The 16,901-nt window shown below is 59.6% G+C and carries 15 protein-coding genes; 9 read left to right on the top strand and 6 right to left on the bottom strand.

Annotated features, from left to right (window positions below; genetic code table 11):
• Positions 1-150: 150 nt before the first annotated feature.
• The gene (locus ACSAMW_RS14435; protein WP_500590879.1) at positions 151-1,644 is read left to right on the top strand and encodes an aldehyde dehydrogenase; all 1,494 of its coding nucleotides are present in this window, start codon (positions 151-153) and stop codon (positions 1,642-1,644) included.
• A gap of 75 nt (positions 1,645-1,719) precedes the next feature.
• Complete coding sequence (locus ACSAMW_RS14430) at positions 1,720-2,856, top strand: MFS transporter (protein WP_500590878.1); 1,137 nt, start codon at positions 1,720-1,722, stop codon at positions 2,854-2,856.
• Here the strand turns inward: ACSAMW_RS14430 and ACSAMW_RS14425 are convergent.
• Together ACSAMW_RS14425 and ACSAMW_RS14420 are read right to left on the bottom strand one after the other, a co-directional pair.
• The gene (locus ACSAMW_RS14425; protein WP_500590877.1) at positions 2,853-4,406 is read right to left on the bottom strand and encodes a phospholipase D family protein; all 1,554 of its coding nucleotides are present in this window, start codon (positions 4,404-4,406) and stop codon (positions 2,853-2,855) included. The genes ACSAMW_RS14430 and ACSAMW_RS14425 overlap by 4 nt on opposite strands.
• A gap of 72 nt (positions 4,407-4,478) precedes the next feature.
• Entirely contained in the window at positions 4,479-5,906 is a 1,428-nt protein-coding gene (locus ACSAMW_RS14420; protein WP_500590876.1) for an aminotransferase-like domain-containing protein, read from the bottom strand.
• 159 nt (positions 5,907-6,065) lie between these two features.
• Here ACSAMW_RS14420 and ACSAMW_RS14415 point away from each other — a divergent pair, with 159 nt between their 5' ends.
• A complete protein-coding gene (locus tag ACSAMW_RS14415) occupies positions 6,066-6,272 on the top strand; it encodes a DUF1127 domain-containing protein (protein ID WP_500590875.1) in 207 nt (68 codons plus the stop codon).
• 20 nt (positions 6,273-6,292) lie between these two features.
• Here ACSAMW_RS14415 and ACSAMW_RS14410 read toward each other — a convergent pair whose 3' ends face one another.
• Together ACSAMW_RS14410 and ACSAMW_RS14405 are read right to left on the bottom strand one after the other, a co-directional pair.
• A complete protein-coding gene (locus tag ACSAMW_RS14410; protein WP_500590874.1) occupies positions 6,293-7,606 on the bottom strand; it encodes an NAD(P)/FAD-dependent oxidoreductase in 1,314 nt (437 codons plus the stop codon).
• 61 nt (positions 7,607-7,667) lie between these two features.
• Positions 7,668-8,156 carry an Lrp/AsnC ligand binding domain-containing protein gene (locus ACSAMW_RS14405; protein ID WP_263261910.1) on the bottom strand — a complete coding sequence of 163 codons (489 nt, stop codon included), beginning with the start codon at positions 8,154-8,156 and terminating at the stop codon, positions 7,668-7,670.
• Between the two features lie 156 nt (positions 8,157-8,312).
• On the opposite strand from ACSAMW_RS14405, the gene dadA reads away from it, so the two are divergent.
• The 6 genes from dadA to ACSAMW_RS14375 all read left to right on the top strand — a co-directional run bounded on the left by dadA (position 8,313) and on the right by ACSAMW_RS14375 (position 14,159).
• Positions 8,313-9,614 (top strand): D-amino acid dehydrogenase, encoded by a 1,302-nt coding sequence (dadA, locus tag ACSAMW_RS14400; RefSeq protein WP_500590873.1) that lies wholly within the window; start codon positions 8,313-8,315, stop codon positions 9,612-9,614.
• Complete coding sequence (locus ACSAMW_RS14395; protein ID WP_500590872.1) at positions 9,586-9,939, top strand: RidA family protein; 354 nt, start codon at positions 9,586-9,588, stop codon at positions 9,937-9,939. The genes dadA and ACSAMW_RS14395 overlap by 29 nt, the downstream gene beginning before the upstream one ends.
• A gap of 72 nt (positions 9,940-10,011) precedes the next feature.
• Positions 10,012-11,082: an alanine racemase gene (gene alr / locus ACSAMW_RS14390; protein WP_500590871.1), complete on the top strand. Its 1,071-nt coding sequence runs from the start codon at positions 10,012-10,014 to the stop codon at positions 11,080-11,082.
• Positions 11,083-11,187: 105 nt separating this feature from the next.
• Positions 11,188-11,736, top strand: coding sequence for a cupin domain-containing protein (locus ACSAMW_RS14385; protein ID WP_168083397.1), 549 nt, complete (start codon positions 11,188-11,190; stop codon positions 11,734-11,736).
• Between the two features lie 183 nt (positions 11,737-11,919).
• Positions 11,920-13,818, top strand: a complete 1,899-nt coding sequence (locus tag ACSAMW_RS14380) for an acetyl-CoA hydrolase/transferase C-terminal domain-containing protein (protein WP_500590870.1) — start codon at positions 11,920-11,922, stop codon at positions 13,816-13,818.
• 20 nt (positions 13,819-13,838) lie between these two features.
• Positions 13,839-14,159 carry a DUF2845 domain-containing protein gene (locus tag ACSAMW_RS14375; RefSeq protein WP_500590869.1) on the top strand — a complete coding sequence of 107 codons (321 nt, stop codon included), beginning with the start codon at positions 13,839-13,841 and terminating at the stop codon, positions 14,157-14,159.
• A gap of 2 nt (positions 14,160-14,161) precedes the next feature.
• On the opposite strand, the gene ACSAMW_RS14370 is transcribed toward ACSAMW_RS14375, so the two are convergent.
• Together ACSAMW_RS14370 and rep are read right to left on the bottom strand one after the other, a co-directional pair.
• Complete coding sequence (locus ACSAMW_RS14370; protein WP_500590868.1) at positions 14,162-14,737, bottom strand: xanthine phosphoribosyltransferase; 576 nt, start codon at positions 14,735-14,737, stop codon at positions 14,162-14,164.
• A 14-nt stretch (positions 14,738-14,751) separates the two neighbouring features.
• Entirely contained in the window at positions 14,752-16,761 is a 2,010-nt protein-coding gene (gene rep / locus ACSAMW_RS14365; protein ID WP_500590867.1) for a DNA helicase Rep, read from the bottom strand.
• Between the last annotated feature and the right edge of the window lie 140 nt (positions 16,762-16,901).

Below are 16,901 nucleotides of genomic sequence, written 5' to 3'. Positions count from 1 at the left end.
GGGGTGGTTTAGGGTAAATGCCCTTGGTCGAGCTCGGAGCCGGTTACCGTTGCAGCGCTAATGCAGTGCGGACGCAGTGCGGACGCAGTGCGAGCGCAGTGCGAATGAACCGCAAACCTCCCTTGGCCCATCCCTATAAAGGAGTTCGTTATGTCTGATCTGACGCTGGCTGACTGGCAGCAGCGCGCCCAAGGCTTGAAAGTCGAAGGCCGTGCCTTTATCAATGGCCAGTACACACCTGCGGCCTCGGGCGCGACCTTCGAATGCCTTAGCCCGGTAGACGGTCGGCTGCTGGGCCAGGTCGCCAGCTGCGACGAAGCCGATGCCAACCTGGCCGTGGAAAATGCCTGCCAGGCATTCAATGCAGGGGCCTGGTCACGCCTTGCACCGGCCAAGCGCAAGGCCGTGATGATTCGTTTCGCAGGCTTGCTCAAAGCCAACGCTCAAGAGCTGGCACTGCTTGAAACCCTGGACATGGGCAAGCCGATCAGCGATTCGTTGGGCATCGACATACCGGGCGCTGCCAATGCCTTGAGCTGGAGCGGTGAGGCCATCGACAAGCTGTACGATGAAGTGGCCGCCACGCCCCACGACCAGCTTGGCCTGGTAACCCGCGAGCCAGTGGGTGTTGTGGCTGCCATTGTGCCTTGGAACTTCCCATTGATGATGGCTTGCTGGAAGCTGGGGCCTGCGCTTTCGACGGGTAACTCGGTGGTGCTCAAGCCCTCCGAGAAATCCCCACTGACCGCTATCCGTATCGCACAGCTGGCCATCGAGGCCGGTATTCCTGCTGGCGTACTGAACGTATTGCCAGGCTACGGCCATACCGTAGGCAAGGCCCTGGCTTTGCATATGGATGTGGATACGGTGGTATTTACCGGCTCTACCCGCATTGCCAAGCAGCTGATGGTGTATGCCGGTGAATCCAACATGAAGCGGGTGTGGCTGGAGGCAGGGGGTAAGAGCCCGAATATCGTGTTTGCCGATGCGCCGGACCTGCAAGCCGCAGCGGCCTCTGCAGCCAGCGCCATTGCCTTCAACCAGGGCGAAGTGTGCACCGCCGGGTCGCGCCTGCTGGTGGAGCGCTCGATCAAAGACCGCTTCCTGCCGATGGTGGTGGAGGCCCTGGCGGGTTGGAAGCCCGGCAACCCGCTGGACCCAGCGACTAACGTAGGTGCGCTGGTCGACACCCAGCAGATGAACACGGTGTTGTCTTACATCGAAGCCGGGCATAGCGAAGGCGCCACCTTGCTGACCGGTGGCAAGCGCATTCTGCAGGAAACAGGTGGCACCTATGTAGAGCCGACCATCTTCGACGGTGTGAGCAATGCCATGCGCATCGCCAAAGAAGAGATCTTCGGCCCTGTATTGTCGGTAATTACGTTCGACTCCGCCGAGGAAGCCGTGGCTATAGCCAATGACACGCCTTACGGCCTCGCTGCTGCCGTCTGGTCTTCCGACCTGTCCAAGGCACACAACACTGCCCGCGCCTTGCGCGCTGGTAGCGTATGGGTAAACCAATACGACGGTGGTGACATGACGGCACCTTTCGGTGGGTTCAAGCAATCGGGCAATGGCCGCGACAAGTCGCTGCACGCCTTCGATAAATACACCGAACTGAAAGCAACCTGGATCAAGCTGTAGACCTGACAGGCTGTCCAATGGCCCCCGACCGACACCGGCCGGGGGCTTTTTTATCGTGGTCGCAGGAGCACATGTATGCGGTGGGGCACCTATTTCGCAGTACTAGCATCGGTGCTGAGCGTGGGCCTGGCGCTGGGCATGAGCATGCCCTTGGTATCGCTGCGCCTTGAGTACTGGGGCTACGGTACGTTCGCCATCGGCACCATGTCGGCCATGCCAGCAATCGGTGTGCTACTGGGCGCGCGCGTGTCCAGCCGCCTTGCAGCGCGGTTCGGTACCGGCCGCGCCATGCAGCTGTGCCTGTGGGCTGGTGCGGTATCCATCGGGCTGCTGGCCCTATGGCCCAGTTACGCCTTGTGGGTAGTACTGCGCCTGCTGATTGGCAGCGTGCTGACCATCGTATTCGTGCTAGGCGAAAGCTGGATCAACCAACTCGTGGTAGAGCAATGGCGCGGCCGGCTGGTGGCGCTCTACGGCTGTTGCTACGCCTTGAGCCAGCTGGCCGGGCCACTGTTGCTGGGAGGCATCGGCACTGAGCATGACTATGGGTTCTGGCTGGCGACCGGGTTGCTGCTGGTATCACCGCTCTTATTGCTGGGCCGTGGCGGTGCGCCGCTTACAGAGGCAGTGACAGTGACCTTGGGGGACCTGGTAGTGTTCTGCCAGCACCTGCCTGTGATCGCCTATGCCATTGCGCTGTTTGCCGGCTTTGAAGCCCTTATTCTTTCGCTGCTACCGGTGTATTGCCTGCAGCAGGGTTACGACACTCGCACCGCCTTGTACATGGTCAGCGCTGTAGTGCTGGGCGATGCGGTGTTGCAGTTGCCTATTGGCGCCCTGGCCGACCGCCTGCCCAGGCGTGGGCTGTTTCTAAGTTGTGCCGGGGCGCTGGCGGCCAGCAGTCTGTTGATCCCGTTGGCGATTCATCATCCCGTTGTGTGGGGGCTGTGGGTGCTGTTCGGCGCGAGCGCGGGTGGCCTGTTTACGCTATCGCTGGTGTTTATCGGTGAACGCTTCCGCCATGATGAATTGGTGCGCGCCAACGCGCATGTGGCGCAGCTCTGGGGAGTAGGGTGCCTGGCAGGCCCATTGATTGCAGGTGCAGGGAACCAGTGGCTTACCGGGCATGCCTTGCCTCTGATGATGGCAGTGGGCGCGGCAGGGTTGGTTATCTTGACATGCAGGCAGTCGCAGTGGACAGCGCAGGCCTAGAGCAGTTTTTCAAGCCCGATACGCTCGCTTACCCAGGCATTGAACCGCCGCCACCAGTCACCGGGCTCCTTATGCAGTACGTGCAGCTGATGGTTGTCTTCTGTGACCCACTCAAGCCCATCGCCTTGAAGTTCGACCTGGTAGCTCAGGGCGGGTGACATGCCTTCGAGCGCCAACGCACGGGTGTAGCCAGCCAGTTCCGGGCTATCCACCAGCACGCCGACTTCGGTATTCCACAATACTGAGCGCGAGTCGAAGTTGAATGAGCCAATAAAGACTTTTCGCTGGTCGAACACCATCGCTTTGCTATGTAGGCTAGAGGCCGAGCTGCCATGCAGGCGATAGGAGAACCCTGCATCATCACCCGGTTGGCGCCGAAGCTCGAACAGCTTCACACCATGCTCTAGCAACGCCTTGCGATAGGGCGCGTAGCCCCCGTGAACTGCTGGCACGTCGGTGGCTTCCAGTGAATTGGTCAGCAGCGCCACCTTCACGCCTTCGTCCGCCCGGCTGGTCAGGTACAGCAGGCCTTGGTCTCGGGGTACGAAATAGGCCGAAATCAGCAGCAGCTCTTGCTGAACGCTGAGAAGCTCCGGGGCCAACTGGGTAGTGAGCAATAAATGGGGGTCGGGTTCGCCGCTGGACAGGATCTTGGCAGGCGCATCCCACATGACGGTGCTGGGTGCCCAGATCAGCTCCTGGCGCCAGGTTTCCAGGCGAGGCTCGCTACGGTAGCTCATCAAACTGTCGTACAGGGTTTTCTGCTTTACGCTGGCCTTGCGCAACGAAGCATCAAGGCGCTCACGAAAGCCGGGCAGGGCCTTCCGTGCGGCAGGAATATCATACAACTCCCGCAGCGGCCGGCTTAGCCGATGGTTCCAGTACTGATCGAAGCTGTAGCCTAGGTCCCGGGCCACAGGCCCCATGCCCAGCAGGTCGATGTCGGTAAAGTTGAGGTTGGGCTTGGCGTCGAAGTATTCATCGCCCAAGTTGCGGCCGCCCACGATGGCGGCGCTGTCGTCAGCAATCCAGACCTTGTTGTGCATGCGCCGGTGCTGCTGGGACAAATCCAGCAGGCGCCCGAAGGCACGCGTTGCGTCTGTTGCGCGCCCCAAGTGGGTGGGGTTGAACAGCCTGACCTTGATGTTAGGATGGCTGGCGACAGTACCCAACAGGTCCTGAAGGTCATCACTGGCCGTGTCGTCCAACAGAATGCGCACGCGTACGCCTCGGTCAGCCGCATTCAGCACCTCACGCATCAAGGCACGGGTGCTGAGGCCGTCGTGCACAATGTAATACTGCAGGTCGAGGCTGGTCCGGGCGTTGCGGATCAGCTCGGCACGCGCTCTGAAGGCTTCCCCACTGTTGGGTAGCAGGCGAAAGCCGGACAGGCCAGGGTGGGTGCTGGCCTGTTGGAGAATGGAACGGCCAAAGGCCGATTGGCTCGCTGGAATACGCTCACTAGGTACGGGCTGCACTGTTTGGCCCGCGCAACCGCACAGCAGCACACCGAGCAGCATCGTGGCCAGCAGGCGGGCATGTAAAGCCATAGGGTTCTCGCTGCCGTTTACACAGGGTTATTTACGATTGCGTATGTGACACCCGCTGGGCTTGGAAAGTTACTATTGTGCCGCTTGCAGGTTGGCCAGCAACTCGCCTGCCGTTTCGCCCACTTTGCGAACCGCAGCTTCCACCGCAGGCGAAGGGCGAGAGGCGAAGTTCATGCGCAGGCAATTACGGAATTTGCCCGAAGCCGAGAAAATACTACCTACGGCAATCTGCACGCCTTGGGCTAGAAGTATCTGGTTCAACCGTAACGTATCAAAGCCCTCGGGCAACTCGACCCACAACATGAACCCACCCTGGGGCCGGCTGGCGCGGGTGCCTGCCGGGAAATACCGCCTTACCCACTCGGTCATCTGGTCGCGCCCACGTTGGTATTGAGCGCGCATGCGGCGCAGGTGCGGCTCGTAGTGCCCGCCCTCCACAAAGCCTGCGATGGCCAACTGTGGCTGGGTGGCCGTACTGCCGGTGCTTATGTATTTCATATGCAGCACGCGCTCCAGGTAGCGCCCAGGCGCCACCCAGCCAACCCGCAGGCCAGGTGCCAGGGTTTTGGAGAACGAACTGCACAGCAATACGCGCCCGTCCAGGTCGAAAGACTTGATGGTACGCGGGCGGGGATAGGTGTAGGCCAGGTCGCCATACACATCGTCCTCAATGATGGCAACGTCGAAGCGTTGTGCGAGGGTCAACAGTTGCTGCTTGCGTGCCTCAGGCATGATGTAGCCAAGAGGGTTATTACAGTTGGGCGTGAGCTGGATGACCTTGATAGGCCATTGCTCAAGTGCCAGCTCCAAGGCCTCCAGGCTGATACCCGTAAGGGGGTCGGTAGGAATTTCCAAGGCTTTCATGCCTAAGCCCTTGAGGGTTTGCATGGCCCCGAAAAAGCTGGGCGAATCGACTGCCACGATGTCTCCGGGTTCGCAGATGGCCCGCACGCTGCTGGACAATGCTTCGTGGCAGCCGGTGGTTACCACCAGGTCAGCGGCGGTCAGGCGGCAGCCGGAATCCACCATCAGCCGGGCAATCTGCTCTCGCAGGGCCTCGGTGCCATAGATCGTGTCGTAGTGCAGCCCAGGCATGTCCTGCCGCCGGCTCAGCCGCGCCAGGCCCTTCATCAGCGGCGCAAGCGTTGGGCTGGTGATATCAGGCATGCCGCGCCCTAGCTGAACAATATCCTTGCGAGGCGGGTTGCGAACCAGCTCTACCACTTGATCCCACTGGGAGATCTCCACAGGCCGCTGCGCCGGCCGACCGACCTCGGGCAAGGCAGGAAGGGTTTTGCTGGACACGAAATAACCGGATTTGGGTTTGGGCACCGCCAGGCCGTTGTCTTCAAGCAAGCGGTACGCCTGCTGTACGGTACTCAGGCTTACCCCGTGTTCGGTACTGAGCGCACGCACGGAAGGCAAACGATCGCCAGGGCGATACAGGCCCTGCTCGATTCTATCTTCCAGCAGCCGAGCAAGGTTCATGTACAGGTTCATAAGCGTAGCCTTGGATGAATACAATACAGATTGCGACAAAATACAGCATTCAGCTGCTGGATGAACCTGTCTGTATGGAGAATATATCCAATAGTTGAATCTGTAATGGTTTTCGCCATCAGGGCATGCTTTCTCCATTGATACACGGAGGTGAGCACCATGAATGGCTTTACAGATATACGGTTGTTATCAGCACAGCAGCAGACGCTTCACGCACCGGCGGGGATAGGTCGCTGGAGCCTGTTCTGGCACCGCTGGACGACAAGGCAGCACTTGCAGGGGCTGTCTGCTCAACAGCTGGCGGATGTGGGATTGACCGTACAGCAGCAGCGTATGGAAGGCATGAAGCCGTTTTGGCGTACTTGACGTTCAAGTAGCTTCCAGCCCTATACCAGCTCCTTCAACCGGTGCCACAGCATGCCCATGGCCAATAGGGGGGAGCGCAGGTATTTGCCGCCCGGGAAGGTCATGTGAGGTACCTTGGCGAACAGGTCAAAGCCGCCTCCTACCTGGCCGGTAATGGCCTCGCCAAGCAAGCGGCCGGCCAGGTGCGTGGCGTTGAGCCCATGGCCGGCATAGGCCTGTGCGTAATACACATTGGGATGGCTGTGCAGCCGGCCTATCTGGGGCAAGCGGTTGGCGCCAATGCCGATCATGCCAGCCCATTGATAGTCGATCCGAGTGCTGTGCAATTGAGGGAACACCTTGAGCATCTTTGGCCGCATGTAGGCCGCGATGTCCCGTGGGTCGCGACCTGAGTAATGGCAAGCGCCCCCGAACAGCAGGCGGCGGTCTGCAGACAGCCGGAAGTAATCCACGGTCACCTGTTGGTCGCAGGCCGCCATATTCCGGGGCAGTAGTTCATGGGCCAAGGCCTCTGGCAGAGGCTCGGTCGCGATCACATAGCTGCCCGCTGGCAACACCTTACCGCCCAGTTCCGGGTTCAGGTCATTGAGGTAAGCGTTGCAGGCCAACACCAGTGTATTGGCGCATACCGTGCCACCCTGGGCGTGCACCTTCACCTTCGGGCCATAGTCGATCCGTGTTACCGGTGATTGTTCGAACACCTGCACGCCCAGCTGCTGCGCCACGGCCGCTTCGCCCAGGGCCAGGTTCAGGGGATGCAAATGGCCTGACCCCATGTCCACCAGCCCACCTTTATAACGGTCTGAGCCGACTACGCTGGGCAACTGGTGCGGTGTGATCAGTTCCATGGCATGGCGATAGCCCAGGCTCCGCAGCTCGGCAATATCAGCGGCAAACGCTTCGAGCTGGGCAGGTTTGTTGGCCAGGTCGCAGTAGCCCCAAGTCAGGTCACAAGCGACAGCGTACTTCTCCACGCGCTGGCGGACGATTTCGACCGCTTCAAGGCCCATGTGCTTGAGTGAAAGCACGCCTTCGTGCCCCAGCACAGGCGCAAACTGGTCCACATCGTGGCCCACGCCTCGAATCAGCTGGCCGCCGTTGCGCCCCGAGGCGCCCCAGCCTATGAGCCGGGCCTCCAGCACGGCTACGCTCAGGCCGCGCTCGGCCAGCTCAATGGCCGTGTTCAGGCCACTGAAGCCACCCCCAACGATACAGACATCGACATTCACCTCGCCCTGCAACGCAGGGTACGCCGTATGAGGCTGGCAACTGGCGGCATAGTACGAAGCAACATGTGCTGGCGAGTAAGGTGCACGCTGGGCCATGGCAACCATGAGAACGTCCTGTGGAAGGGGTGTTAGCTAAATTTAACAGCTTGCCGCGCGGGCGGCGAATTCAGTCAGGCACTGGCAAGGTGAGGCTTTCTTTTACTTCTTCCATCACGATGTAGCTTTTTGATTCGCGCACATGGGGCAGCTTCAGCAGAATGTCGCCCAGCAATTTGCGATAGGACGCCATTTCCGAAATACGGGCTTTGACCAGGTAATCGAAGTCGCCAGACACCAAATGGCATTCCAGTACGTGCGGCAACTTGAGTACGGCCCTGCGGAATTCCTCGAAGGTGTCACCCGACTTGTAATCCAGGCTAATCTCTACAAATACCAGCAGGCTGCCTTTGAGGTGCTGTGGGTTGAGGCGCGCGTAGTAGCCCATGATGATGCCTTCGCGCTCCAGGCGCCGTACGCGTTCCGTGCAAGGCGTGGTCGACAGCCCCACCTTTTCGCCCAGCTCGGTAAAGGACAAGCGCCCGTCAGCCTGGAGCAACCTCAGGATATTGCGATCGATCCTGTCCAGCTCACGTTTGGTCTGGTGCTGGGTGCGCATAGGTGATGCCCCTCCGAAAAAGCCGATTCTGCCGAGAATTCCCTCCAAATATAGCCTCGTATACAGTGAATAGCACTGGTTTTGACTCCTTATACTGCCGCTATTTCGCCACCTATACAGTCGGACTGCGGGCTGCCCGCGTTCCAGGAGTTGAACATGCGAGTTCTGGTGTTGGGCAGCGGTGTCATTGGCACAACCACGGCGTATTACCTTGCCCGGCAAGGGTTCGAGGTGGTGGTGGTAGACCGCCAGCCGGCGGTAGCCATGGAAACCAGCTTTGCCAATGCGGGCCAAGTGTCTCCAGGCTACGCGTCGCCTTGGGCCGCCCCTGGCATTCCACTCAAGGCCCTGTCCTGGCTTGCCCAGCGTCATGCGCCGCTCGCCATCAAGGCAACCGGCAGCCTGGACCAGTACCTGTGGATGGCGCAGATGCTGCGCAACTGCACAGCCAGCCGCTACGCCATCAACAAAGAACGTATGGTGCGGCTGTCCGAATACAGCCGCGATTGCCTCGATGAATTGCGTGCCGAAACAGGCATTGCCTACGAAGGCCGCACCCTGGGCACTACGCAAGTGTTTCGCACGCAGGAACAGTTAGATAACGCTGCAAAGGATATTGCGGTGCTCGAGCAGTCCGGCGTGCCGTTCGAAGTGCTGGACCGTGCTGGCATCGCGCGCGTGGAACCGGCTTTGGCGGCCACAGGCGATCTGCTGGTTGGGGCGCTGCGGCTGCCCAACGACCAGACCGGCGACTGCCAGATGTTTACCACTCGCCTGGCGCAAATGGCCCAGGCCTTGGGTGTCGAGTTCCGCTTTGGCCAGACCATCGAGCGCCTGGTGCAGGCCGGTGGTGAGGTTAAAGGCGTGATGATAGATGGCAAGCTGGAAACAGCCGACCGGTATGTGCTGGCGCTGGGCAGTTACTCGCCAGCCCTGCTTAAGCCACTGGGTATCAAGGCACCGGTGTATCCCCTCAAGGGCTACTCGTTGACTGTTCCTATTACCGATCCTGCCATGGCGCCGGCCTCAACTATCTTGGATGAGACCTACAAGGTGGCCCTTACACGTTTCGACAACCGGATTCGTGTAGGCGGCATGGCGGAAATCGCCGGGTTTGACCTGTCACTCAATCCGCGCCGACGTGAAACGCTGGAGATGATCGTGAATGATCTCTATCCTCGGGGCGGTGACTTGGCTCAAGCCAGCTTCTGGACCGGCCTGCGCCCTACAACGCCGGACGGCACGCCTATCGTAGGCGGCACCGCCCTACGCAACCTGTTCCTTAATACCGGCCACGGCACCCTGGGTTGGACCATGGCCTGCGGCTCTGGCCGCTTGCTAGCGGACCTGATGGCACGTAAGAAACCCCAGATCAGCGCCCAAGGCCTTGATATATCCCGCTACACCCATTCACAGGAGAACGCCCGGCATGGTCATCCAGCGCCAGCTCACCAATGAGCGCATGAGCCAGATTGTCACCCACAATGGCGTGGTGTATCTGGCAGGGCAGGTTGGCGATGATTTGAGCGCCAGCATCGAGCAGCAGACCCGGGAAACCTTGGGCAGTATTGAGCGCTTGCTCGACCTGGCAGGCTCTAGCAAGGAACATTTGCTGTCAGTCACCATTTACCTGAAAGACATTGATGCCCACTTTGAAGGCATGAACGCCGTTTGGGACCAATGGCTACCCAAGGGCGTAGCACCGGCCCGTGCCACTGTAGAAGCCAAGCTGTGCGAGCCGGGCATTCTCGTAGAGTTGTCGGTTACCGCTGCCCTTAAGTAATGCTTCCTCGCCCGGCCTGCTTATGAAGCAGCCGGGTTTTTTATTGTGTTTTAACCTTGAACGAGCACTTCCATGCGCCCCGCCCGTGCCCTCATCGACCTTCAAGCCCTACGTGACAATTACCAGTTTGCTCGCGAGCTGGCGGGCGCCCGTGCCTTGGCCGTGATCAAAGCCGATGCGTATGGCCATGGCGCAGTACAGTGCGCGCAAGCATTGGAAGACAGCGCCGACGGTTTTGCCGTGGCCTGTATTGAAGAAGCACTGGCGCTGCGCGAAGCAGGCCTTCAGGCGCCTATTCTTTTGCTTGAGGGGTTTTTCGAGGCCAGTGAGCTACCGCTTATTGTCGAGCATCGCCTGTGGTGTGTAGTGCATGCGCTGTGGCAGGTCGACATTATCGAGCAGGCGGTGCTGCAGGGGCCTTTGACCGTCTGGTTGAAAATGGACTCGGGCATGCACCGCGTCGGTGTAAGCCCTGCTGAATATGCTCAGGCCTATCAGCGCCTGCTGGCCACCGGCAAGGTCGCGAAAGTGGTGCTGATGAGCCATTTCTCCAGCGCCGACGAGCTGGACAACCTCCGCAGCCTGGAGCAGGTGGCGCAGTTTACCCAAGCCATCGAAGGGCTACAGGCTGAAACAAGCCTGCGCAATTCCCCAGCGGTATTGGGTTGGCCCCAGGTGCAAAGCGATTGGGTGCGGCCCGGTATCATGCTGTACGGTGCCACGCCCTTTGAGCACGCCCAGGCCAATGCCGATGCGCTCAAGCCTGTCATGACTCTGGAGTCACGGGTGATCAGTGTGCGCGAGCTACCGGCAGGTGAACCCATCGGGTATGGGCAGCATTTCGTAACAGACCGGCCCATGCGGGTGGGCGTAGTGGCCATGGGGTACGCCGATGGCTATCCGCGGCATGCGCCAACCGGAACACCTGTAGTGGTGGCTGGCAAGCGCAGCCAGTTGCTGGGGCGGGTGTCCATGGACATGCTATGCATTGATCTCACAGATGTGCCCGAGGCGACGGTTGGTAGCCAAGTGGAGTTATGGGGCCGCCAAGTGCTAGCTAGCGAAGTGGCAACATGGGCCAACACCATCCCTTACCAGCTGTTCTGCAACCTCAAGCGTGTACCCTTGGTGTACAGCGAATAGCCCGCACTCAAGCCCTTGGTCTGGTACGGCTGTTGTAAATACTGAACGCTGTTGCCATCATGCTGTTCATTATTTCCAGCAGATACCCCGGGGAGGGTCCCGCCATTGGACGTCGGTGAACGATTGCAAGCCATCCGCAAGCTCAAAGGCCTGTCCCAGCGGGAGCTGGCCAAACGTGCGGGGGTGACCAACAGCACCATCTCGATGATCGAGAAAAACAGCGTAAGCCCTTCGATCAGTTCACTGCGAAAGGTGTTAAGTGGCATCCCCATGTCGATGGTGGAATTCTTTTCCGAAGAATTGGCGCCCGAAAGCTCTGCGCAAATTGTGTACAAAGCCCATGAGCTGATCGACATTTCGGACGGTGAAGTCACCATGAAGCTGGTAGGGCGTGGCCATTCCAGCCGGGCCATCGCCTTCCTTTCGGAAATCTACCCACCCGGCGCTGACACGGGCGAAGAAATGCTCACCCACGATGGCGAGGAAACGGGCATTCTTCTTGAAGGCCGGTTAGAGCTGGTTGTTGGCCTGGACACATTCGTACTGGAAGCCGGCGACAGCTATTACTTTGAGAGCTCGCGCCCGCATCGCTTCCGCAACCCCTACGATGTTCCGGCACGGCTGATCAGCGCAGCCACGCCCGCGAATTTCTAGAAGCTGCAGCAAAAGACTCCAGCGGGTTCCCGGCCTGCGCCTTCGGCTGCAACCGGTCCCACAGGATGCTGTAGTGGGCATGGCCCTTAGTTTGAGCGGGCACCCCGTGCTTACGTCAGCAATACCGAAACATTCCGCCACCCTGCGGTCATAATCACCAAAGCATCCGAAAGGGAGGTTGTGATGACTGAAGTGGTAAGCCTGGAACGTGCGGTTGATGTGGTGCTGGAACGCCTGCCCGCACATGTCCGGTTGGGTCTTCCCCTGGGCCTTGGCAAGCCGAACCGCTTCGTGAATGCACTGTACGCCCGCATCAAGGCACTGCCTGAACGGCAACTCACGGTCTATACCGCCCTGTGCCTGACCCGCCCGTCTTTGGGCGATGGCCTGCAACGCCGCTTCCTGGAGCCTTTCATCGAGCGCGTGTATGGCGACTACCTGGAACTGGACTTCGTAGCAGACCTGGCTGCCGATGCGTTGCCGCCTAATGTGCGCATCGAACAGTTTTTCATGCAGGCCGGTGCTACGGGGAGCAGCCAGCAGGCTCAGCAGGCCTACGTCAGCAGCAATTACAGCCATGCGGCACGGGATATCAACGCCCAGGGTATCAATCTGGTTGCACAGCTGGTGGCCGAAGCCTCCGAACGCTCAGGCTTTCTCAGCGTGAGCTGCAACCCTGACATCACCCTTGACCTGCTACCCATGCTGGAGCGTCGGCGCTGGGAAGGCCAAGCCATTCTGGTGCTGGGCCAGGTACATGCCGACCTGCCTTACATGCCTGGCGATGCCGAGTTACCCCGGGAGCAATTCGACCTGCTGATTGATACACCCGAGCACAGCACGCTGTTCTCCACCCCTAATCAACCAGTAGGTATTCGCGAGCATTTCATCGGCCTGCACGCCAGTACCCTGGTCCAGGATGGCGGCACGCTACAGATTGGTATTGGCGCATTGGGCGACGCGATCACGGCTGCATTGCTTACCCGGCAAGCCGACAACCCAGCGTACCGTACGCTGGTCGATGAAGCCCAGACGGGCCAGTGGGCTGACTTGATCCACCAGGAAGGAGGGCTGGCGCCCTTCGCAACAGGCCTGTACGGGTGCAGCGAAATGTTCGTGAACGGCCTGCTGGTGTTGGCCGACGCAGGCATACTGCGCCGCCGTGTGCTGGGTGGGCCGGAAGGGCCCGACCCTGTACTGGACACGGAAGGCGCGGTGCTGCACGGCGGCTTTTTCCTAGGGCCTTCGTCGTTCTATGCCCGTTTGCGGGAAATGCCCATGGAGGCCCGGGCGCGCTTTGCCATGACCGCCATCAGCTACGTAAACAAGCTGTATGGCGACGAAACACTCAAGCGCCAGCAACGTGTTCATGCACGGTTCATGAACACCGGGCTGAGTGTCAATCTGCTAGGCGCTGCGGCGTCCGATCAGTTGCCCGATGGGCGTGTACTCAGCGGCGTAGGCGGGCAGTTCGATTTTGTGGTGCAGGGGCACGAACTGGAGGGTGCTCGCTCCATTCTCCTGCTGCGCAGTTGGCGCGAAAGTGGGGGAACGGTAACGTCGAACATTGTCTGGGAGCAGGGGCAGTGCACGATTCCTCGGCATTTGCGCGATATCGTGATCACGGAGTACGGCATTGCAGACCTGCGCGGCAAAAGCGATGCGCAGGTGATAGAAGCGTTGTTGAACATCGCTGACTCGCGCTTCCAACCCGCCCTGCTGGACCAGGCGCAAATGGCAGGCAAGTTGCCTCGCGACTTTCGCCTGGACCAACGTTTTACCGATAATACGCCGCAGTGGCTGGAAGACATCCGTGCCCGGCAGCCTCACGTATTCCCCGAATACCCGTTGGGCAGCGATTTCACCGCCACCGAGAAGGACCTGCTGCGAGCGTTGAATTGGGTAAAAAGCAAGTTCCATTTCACCGAACTGCTGGACCTTGGGCGTGCTGCACTGGAGGCGCCTGACGCCTCGTTGTACCCTGAGGAACTGGCGCGCATGCGCCTGGACGCGCCTTCAGGCCTGCGTGAACAGCTTGAGCAACGGCTGTTGCTGGCAGGGCTGCAGGCGACCCGACTGTAACCTTTTTAAAAGTATCACCCATGAACACACCGCTGTTTTCAAGGCATGCCCGGCGCCTGCTCATGGCAGGATACGTCGTTCTAGGCGTTCAAAGCTTGGCCCAGGCCGACCTGCGCTGTGGCACGGCACTTGTATCCGAGGGTGCGTCCACCTATGCCGTGCAGAAAAAATGCGGCCCACCCGTGCACCGTGAAGTGATCCCAGCAGCGCTGGCCGCTGATGGTCCCCGGCTTGCCCAGGCGGCTACCATTGAACACTGGGTGTACGGGCCTCGCAATGGCGCGACTTACCAGCTGAAGTTTATCGATGGCACGTTGGTGAGTATCGACTCGTCACGCTGAGATCAGCTGGGTAGAAAACTCACCTCGCCTCCGGCCAGCGAAGCAACACGCGCCAATGACTCCACGCGATAGCCTTGTTCTTCAAGCTGCGCGCGGCCGGTCTGGAACGACTTTTCAATCACGATACCCAGGCCAACTACTTCTGCCTCGGCCTGGTGAATGATGGAAATCAACGCCTGCGATGCCCGGCCATTGGCCAGGAAGTCGTCAATGATCAACACCTTGTCGCCTTTCTGCAGGTGCCGAGGTGAAATGGCCACGGTGCTCTCGGTTTGCTTGGTGAACGAATACACCGAAGCAGTGAGCAAGTGCTCAGTCAAAGTGAGCGACGCATGCTTGCGGGCAAAGATCACTGGTACACCCAGGCATAGCCCGGTCATCACGGCGGGCGCAATGCCGGACGCTTCGATGGTGACGATCTTGTTGATACCCAAGCCGCCGAAACGGCGGGCGAATTCTTCGCCAATGGCCTGCATCAGTGCGGGGTCGATCTGATGGTTGAGGAAGGCATCGACCTTCAGTACCTGGTCGGACAATACAATGCCTTCTTCACGGATCTTGTTATGCAGGGCTTCCACGAGGGCTCCTTGGGTCAGCGCTTGAGCATGGCGCGGATATCGGCCAATGCATGGTTGCCCCGGGCGGCTTTCACCTCCACGGGGGTGTCTTGCAAACCTTCCCAAGCCAGGTCGTCGGCGGGAAGTTCGTCAAGGAAACGGCTAGGTGCGCAGTCGATGACTTCACCGTACTGCTTGCGCTTGGCGGCGAAGGTGAAGGCTAGGTTTTGACGTGCGCGGGTGATGCCCACGTACGCCAGCCGACGCTCTTCTTCGATGGTATCGGCCTCGATGCTGGAGCGGTGAGGGAGAATTTCCTCCTCCATGCCCATGATGAACACGTAGGGGAATTCCAGGCCCTTGGATGCGTGCAGCGTCATCATCTGCACGCCATCAGCACCTTCCTCTTCCTCCTGCTGGCGTTCGAGCATGTCACGCAGCACCAGTTTACCGATGGCATCCTCAATCGTCATGCCGCCGTCTTCATCCTTGTCCAAGGTATTCTTCAGGGCTTCGATCAGAAAGGCCACGTTCCCGATGCGGTAGTCCGCAGCCTTGTCACTGGAACTGTTCTGGCGAATCCAGTTTTCATAGTCGATGTCTGCCACCATGGCCTTGAGTGCGGCGATGGGGTCGTCTTGGGATACCTGCTGGCGCACGCCATCCATCCAGCGCTTGAAGCGCTGCAGGCGGTCTACGAAACGGCTGTCCAGGTGCTCGCCCAGGCCCAGCTCGGCGCTGGCCTCGTACATGGAGGTATTGCGCTGGGTGGCATAGTTGCCAAGCTTTTCCAGGGTGGTTGAGCCGATTTCCCGGCGCGGTACGTTGATCACGCGCAGGTACGCGTTGTCGTCGTCCGGGTTCACCAACAGGCGGAAGTAGGACATCAAGTCTTTCACTTCCTGGCGGGCAAAGAAGCTTGTACCGCCTGACAACCGATAGGGCACCTGGTGGTGCTGAAGCTTGAGCTCGATCAGTTTGGCCTGGTAGTTGCCACGGTACAGGATGGCGAAATCCCGGTAGGGGCGGTCGGTACGCAGGTGCAATGTGAGGATTTCCATTGCGACGCGCTCGGCTTCGGCGTCTTCGTTCTTGCAGCGAATCACACGGATTTCATCGCCGTGGCCCATTTCGCTCCACAACTGCTTCTCGAACGCGTGAGGGTTATTGGCGATCAGCGTGTTGGCGCATCGCAGAATACGACTGGTGGAGCGGTAGTTCTGCTCCAGCATCACGACTTTCAGGGAGGGGTAATCCTCCTTGAGCAGCATGAGGTTTTCCGGCCGAGCACCGCGCCAGGCATAAATGGACTGATCGTCATCGCCTACTACGGTGAACTGGTTGCGTGTGCCAATTAGTTGTTTGACCAACAGGTATTGGCTCGCGTTGGTGTCCTGGTACTCGTCAACCAGCAGATAACGCACGCGGTTCTGCCACTTCTCCAGAATATCGGCATGCTCCTGGAACAGCTTGACCGGTAGCAGGATCAGGTCGTCGAAATCCAGTGCATTGTAGGCCTTGAGCGTGCGCTGGTAGGCGGCGTACACGATAGCCGCCGTTTGTTCACGGGGGTTGCGGGCCTCTTCGAGTGCCTGTGGCGGAAGGATCAGGTCGTTCTTCCAGCCGCCGATCATGTGCTTGATTTCGTCAGCGCCGTCGTCCCCGGCGTACTCTTTTTGCATGATATCCGTGAGCAGCGCCTTGATATCGCTTTCATCGAAGATCGAAAAGCCTGGTTTGTAGCCTAGCCGGGCGTACTCCTTACGGATGATATTCAACCCCAGGTTGTGGAAGGTTGACACGGTAAGCCCGCGGCCTTCGCTGCCGCGCAACAGGCTGGTCACGCGCTCCTTCATTTCGCGCGCCGCCTTGTTGGTAAAGGTCACGGCCACGATGTATTGAGCGCGCACGCCGCACTGTTGCACCAGGTAGGCAATTTTGCGGGTAATAACGCTGGTCTTGCCCGAGCCTGCGCCAGCGAGCACCAGCAGCGGGCCGCCTACGTAGTTCACTGCTTCTTGTTGCCTGGGGTTGAGCCGAGACATGAATTCCAGATAGGTTTGCCGAAAAAAGGTCGCGCATTTTAGCAGGGCGTGCGTGATCTGCCGCGACCGTCTCTCGACCCCCTGAGATTTTCTATATATTTTGATACTTTTACGTCGTGGCCGTAGCACTGCTTACAGCC

This window comes from Pseudomonas sp. AB39(2026) (genome assembly GCF_059831485.1).
This window is presented reverse-complemented; position numbering and strand designations above follow the sequence as displayed.

Bases quoted from the DNA above. Each gene is read 5' to 3' on its own strand.
- ACSAMW_RS14375 (WP_500590869.1), top strand. From the start codon at position 13,839: ATGAACACACCGCTGTTTTCAAGGCATGCCCGGCGCCTGCTCATGGCA.
- ACSAMW_RS14430 (WP_500590878.1), top strand. From the start codon at position 1,720: ATGCGGTGGGGCACCTATTTCGCAGTACTAGCATCGGTGCTGAGCGTG.
- ACSAMW_RS14420 (WP_500590876.1), bottom strand. From the start codon at position 5,906: ATGAACCTGTACATGAACCTTGCTCGGCTGCTGGAAGATAGAATCGAG.
- ACSAMW_RS14425 (WP_500590877.1), bottom strand. From the start codon at position 4,406: ATGGCTTTACATGCCCGCCTGCTGGCCACGATGCTGCTCGGTGTGCTG.
- ACSAMW_RS14435 (WP_500590879.1), top strand. From the start codon at position 151: ATGTCTGATCTGACGCTGGCTGACTGGCAGCAGCGCGCCCAAGGCTTG.
- rep (WP_500590867.1), bottom strand. From the start codon at position 16,761: ATGTCTCGGCTCAACCCCAGGCAACAAGAAGCAGTGAACTACGTAGGC.
- ACSAMW_RS14395 (WP_500590872.1), top strand. From the start codon at position 9,586: ATGGTCATCCAGCGCCAGCTCACCAATGAGCGCATGAGCCAGATTGTC.
- alr (WP_500590871.1), top strand. From the start codon at position 10,012: ATGCGCCCCGCCCGTGCCCTCATCGACCTTCAAGCCCTACGTGACAAT.
- ACSAMW_RS14405 (WP_263261910.1), bottom strand. From the start codon at position 8,156: ATGCGCACCCAGCACCAGACCAAACGTGAGCTGGACAGGATCGATCGC.
- dadA (WP_500590873.1), top strand. From the start codon at position 8,313: ATGCGAGTTCTGGTGTTGGGCAGCGGTGTCATTGGCACAACCACGGCG.
- ACSAMW_RS14410 (WP_500590874.1), bottom strand. From the start codon at position 7,606: ATGGTTGCCATGGCCCAGCGTGCACCTTACTCGCCAGCACATGTTGCT.
- ACSAMW_RS14380 (WP_500590870.1), top strand. From the start codon at position 11,920: ATGACTGAAGTGGTAAGCCTGGAACGTGCGGTTGATGTGGTGCTGGAA.
- ACSAMW_RS14415 (WP_500590875.1), top strand. From the start codon at position 6,066: ATGAATGGCTTTACAGATATACGGTTGTTATCAGCACAGCAGCAGACG.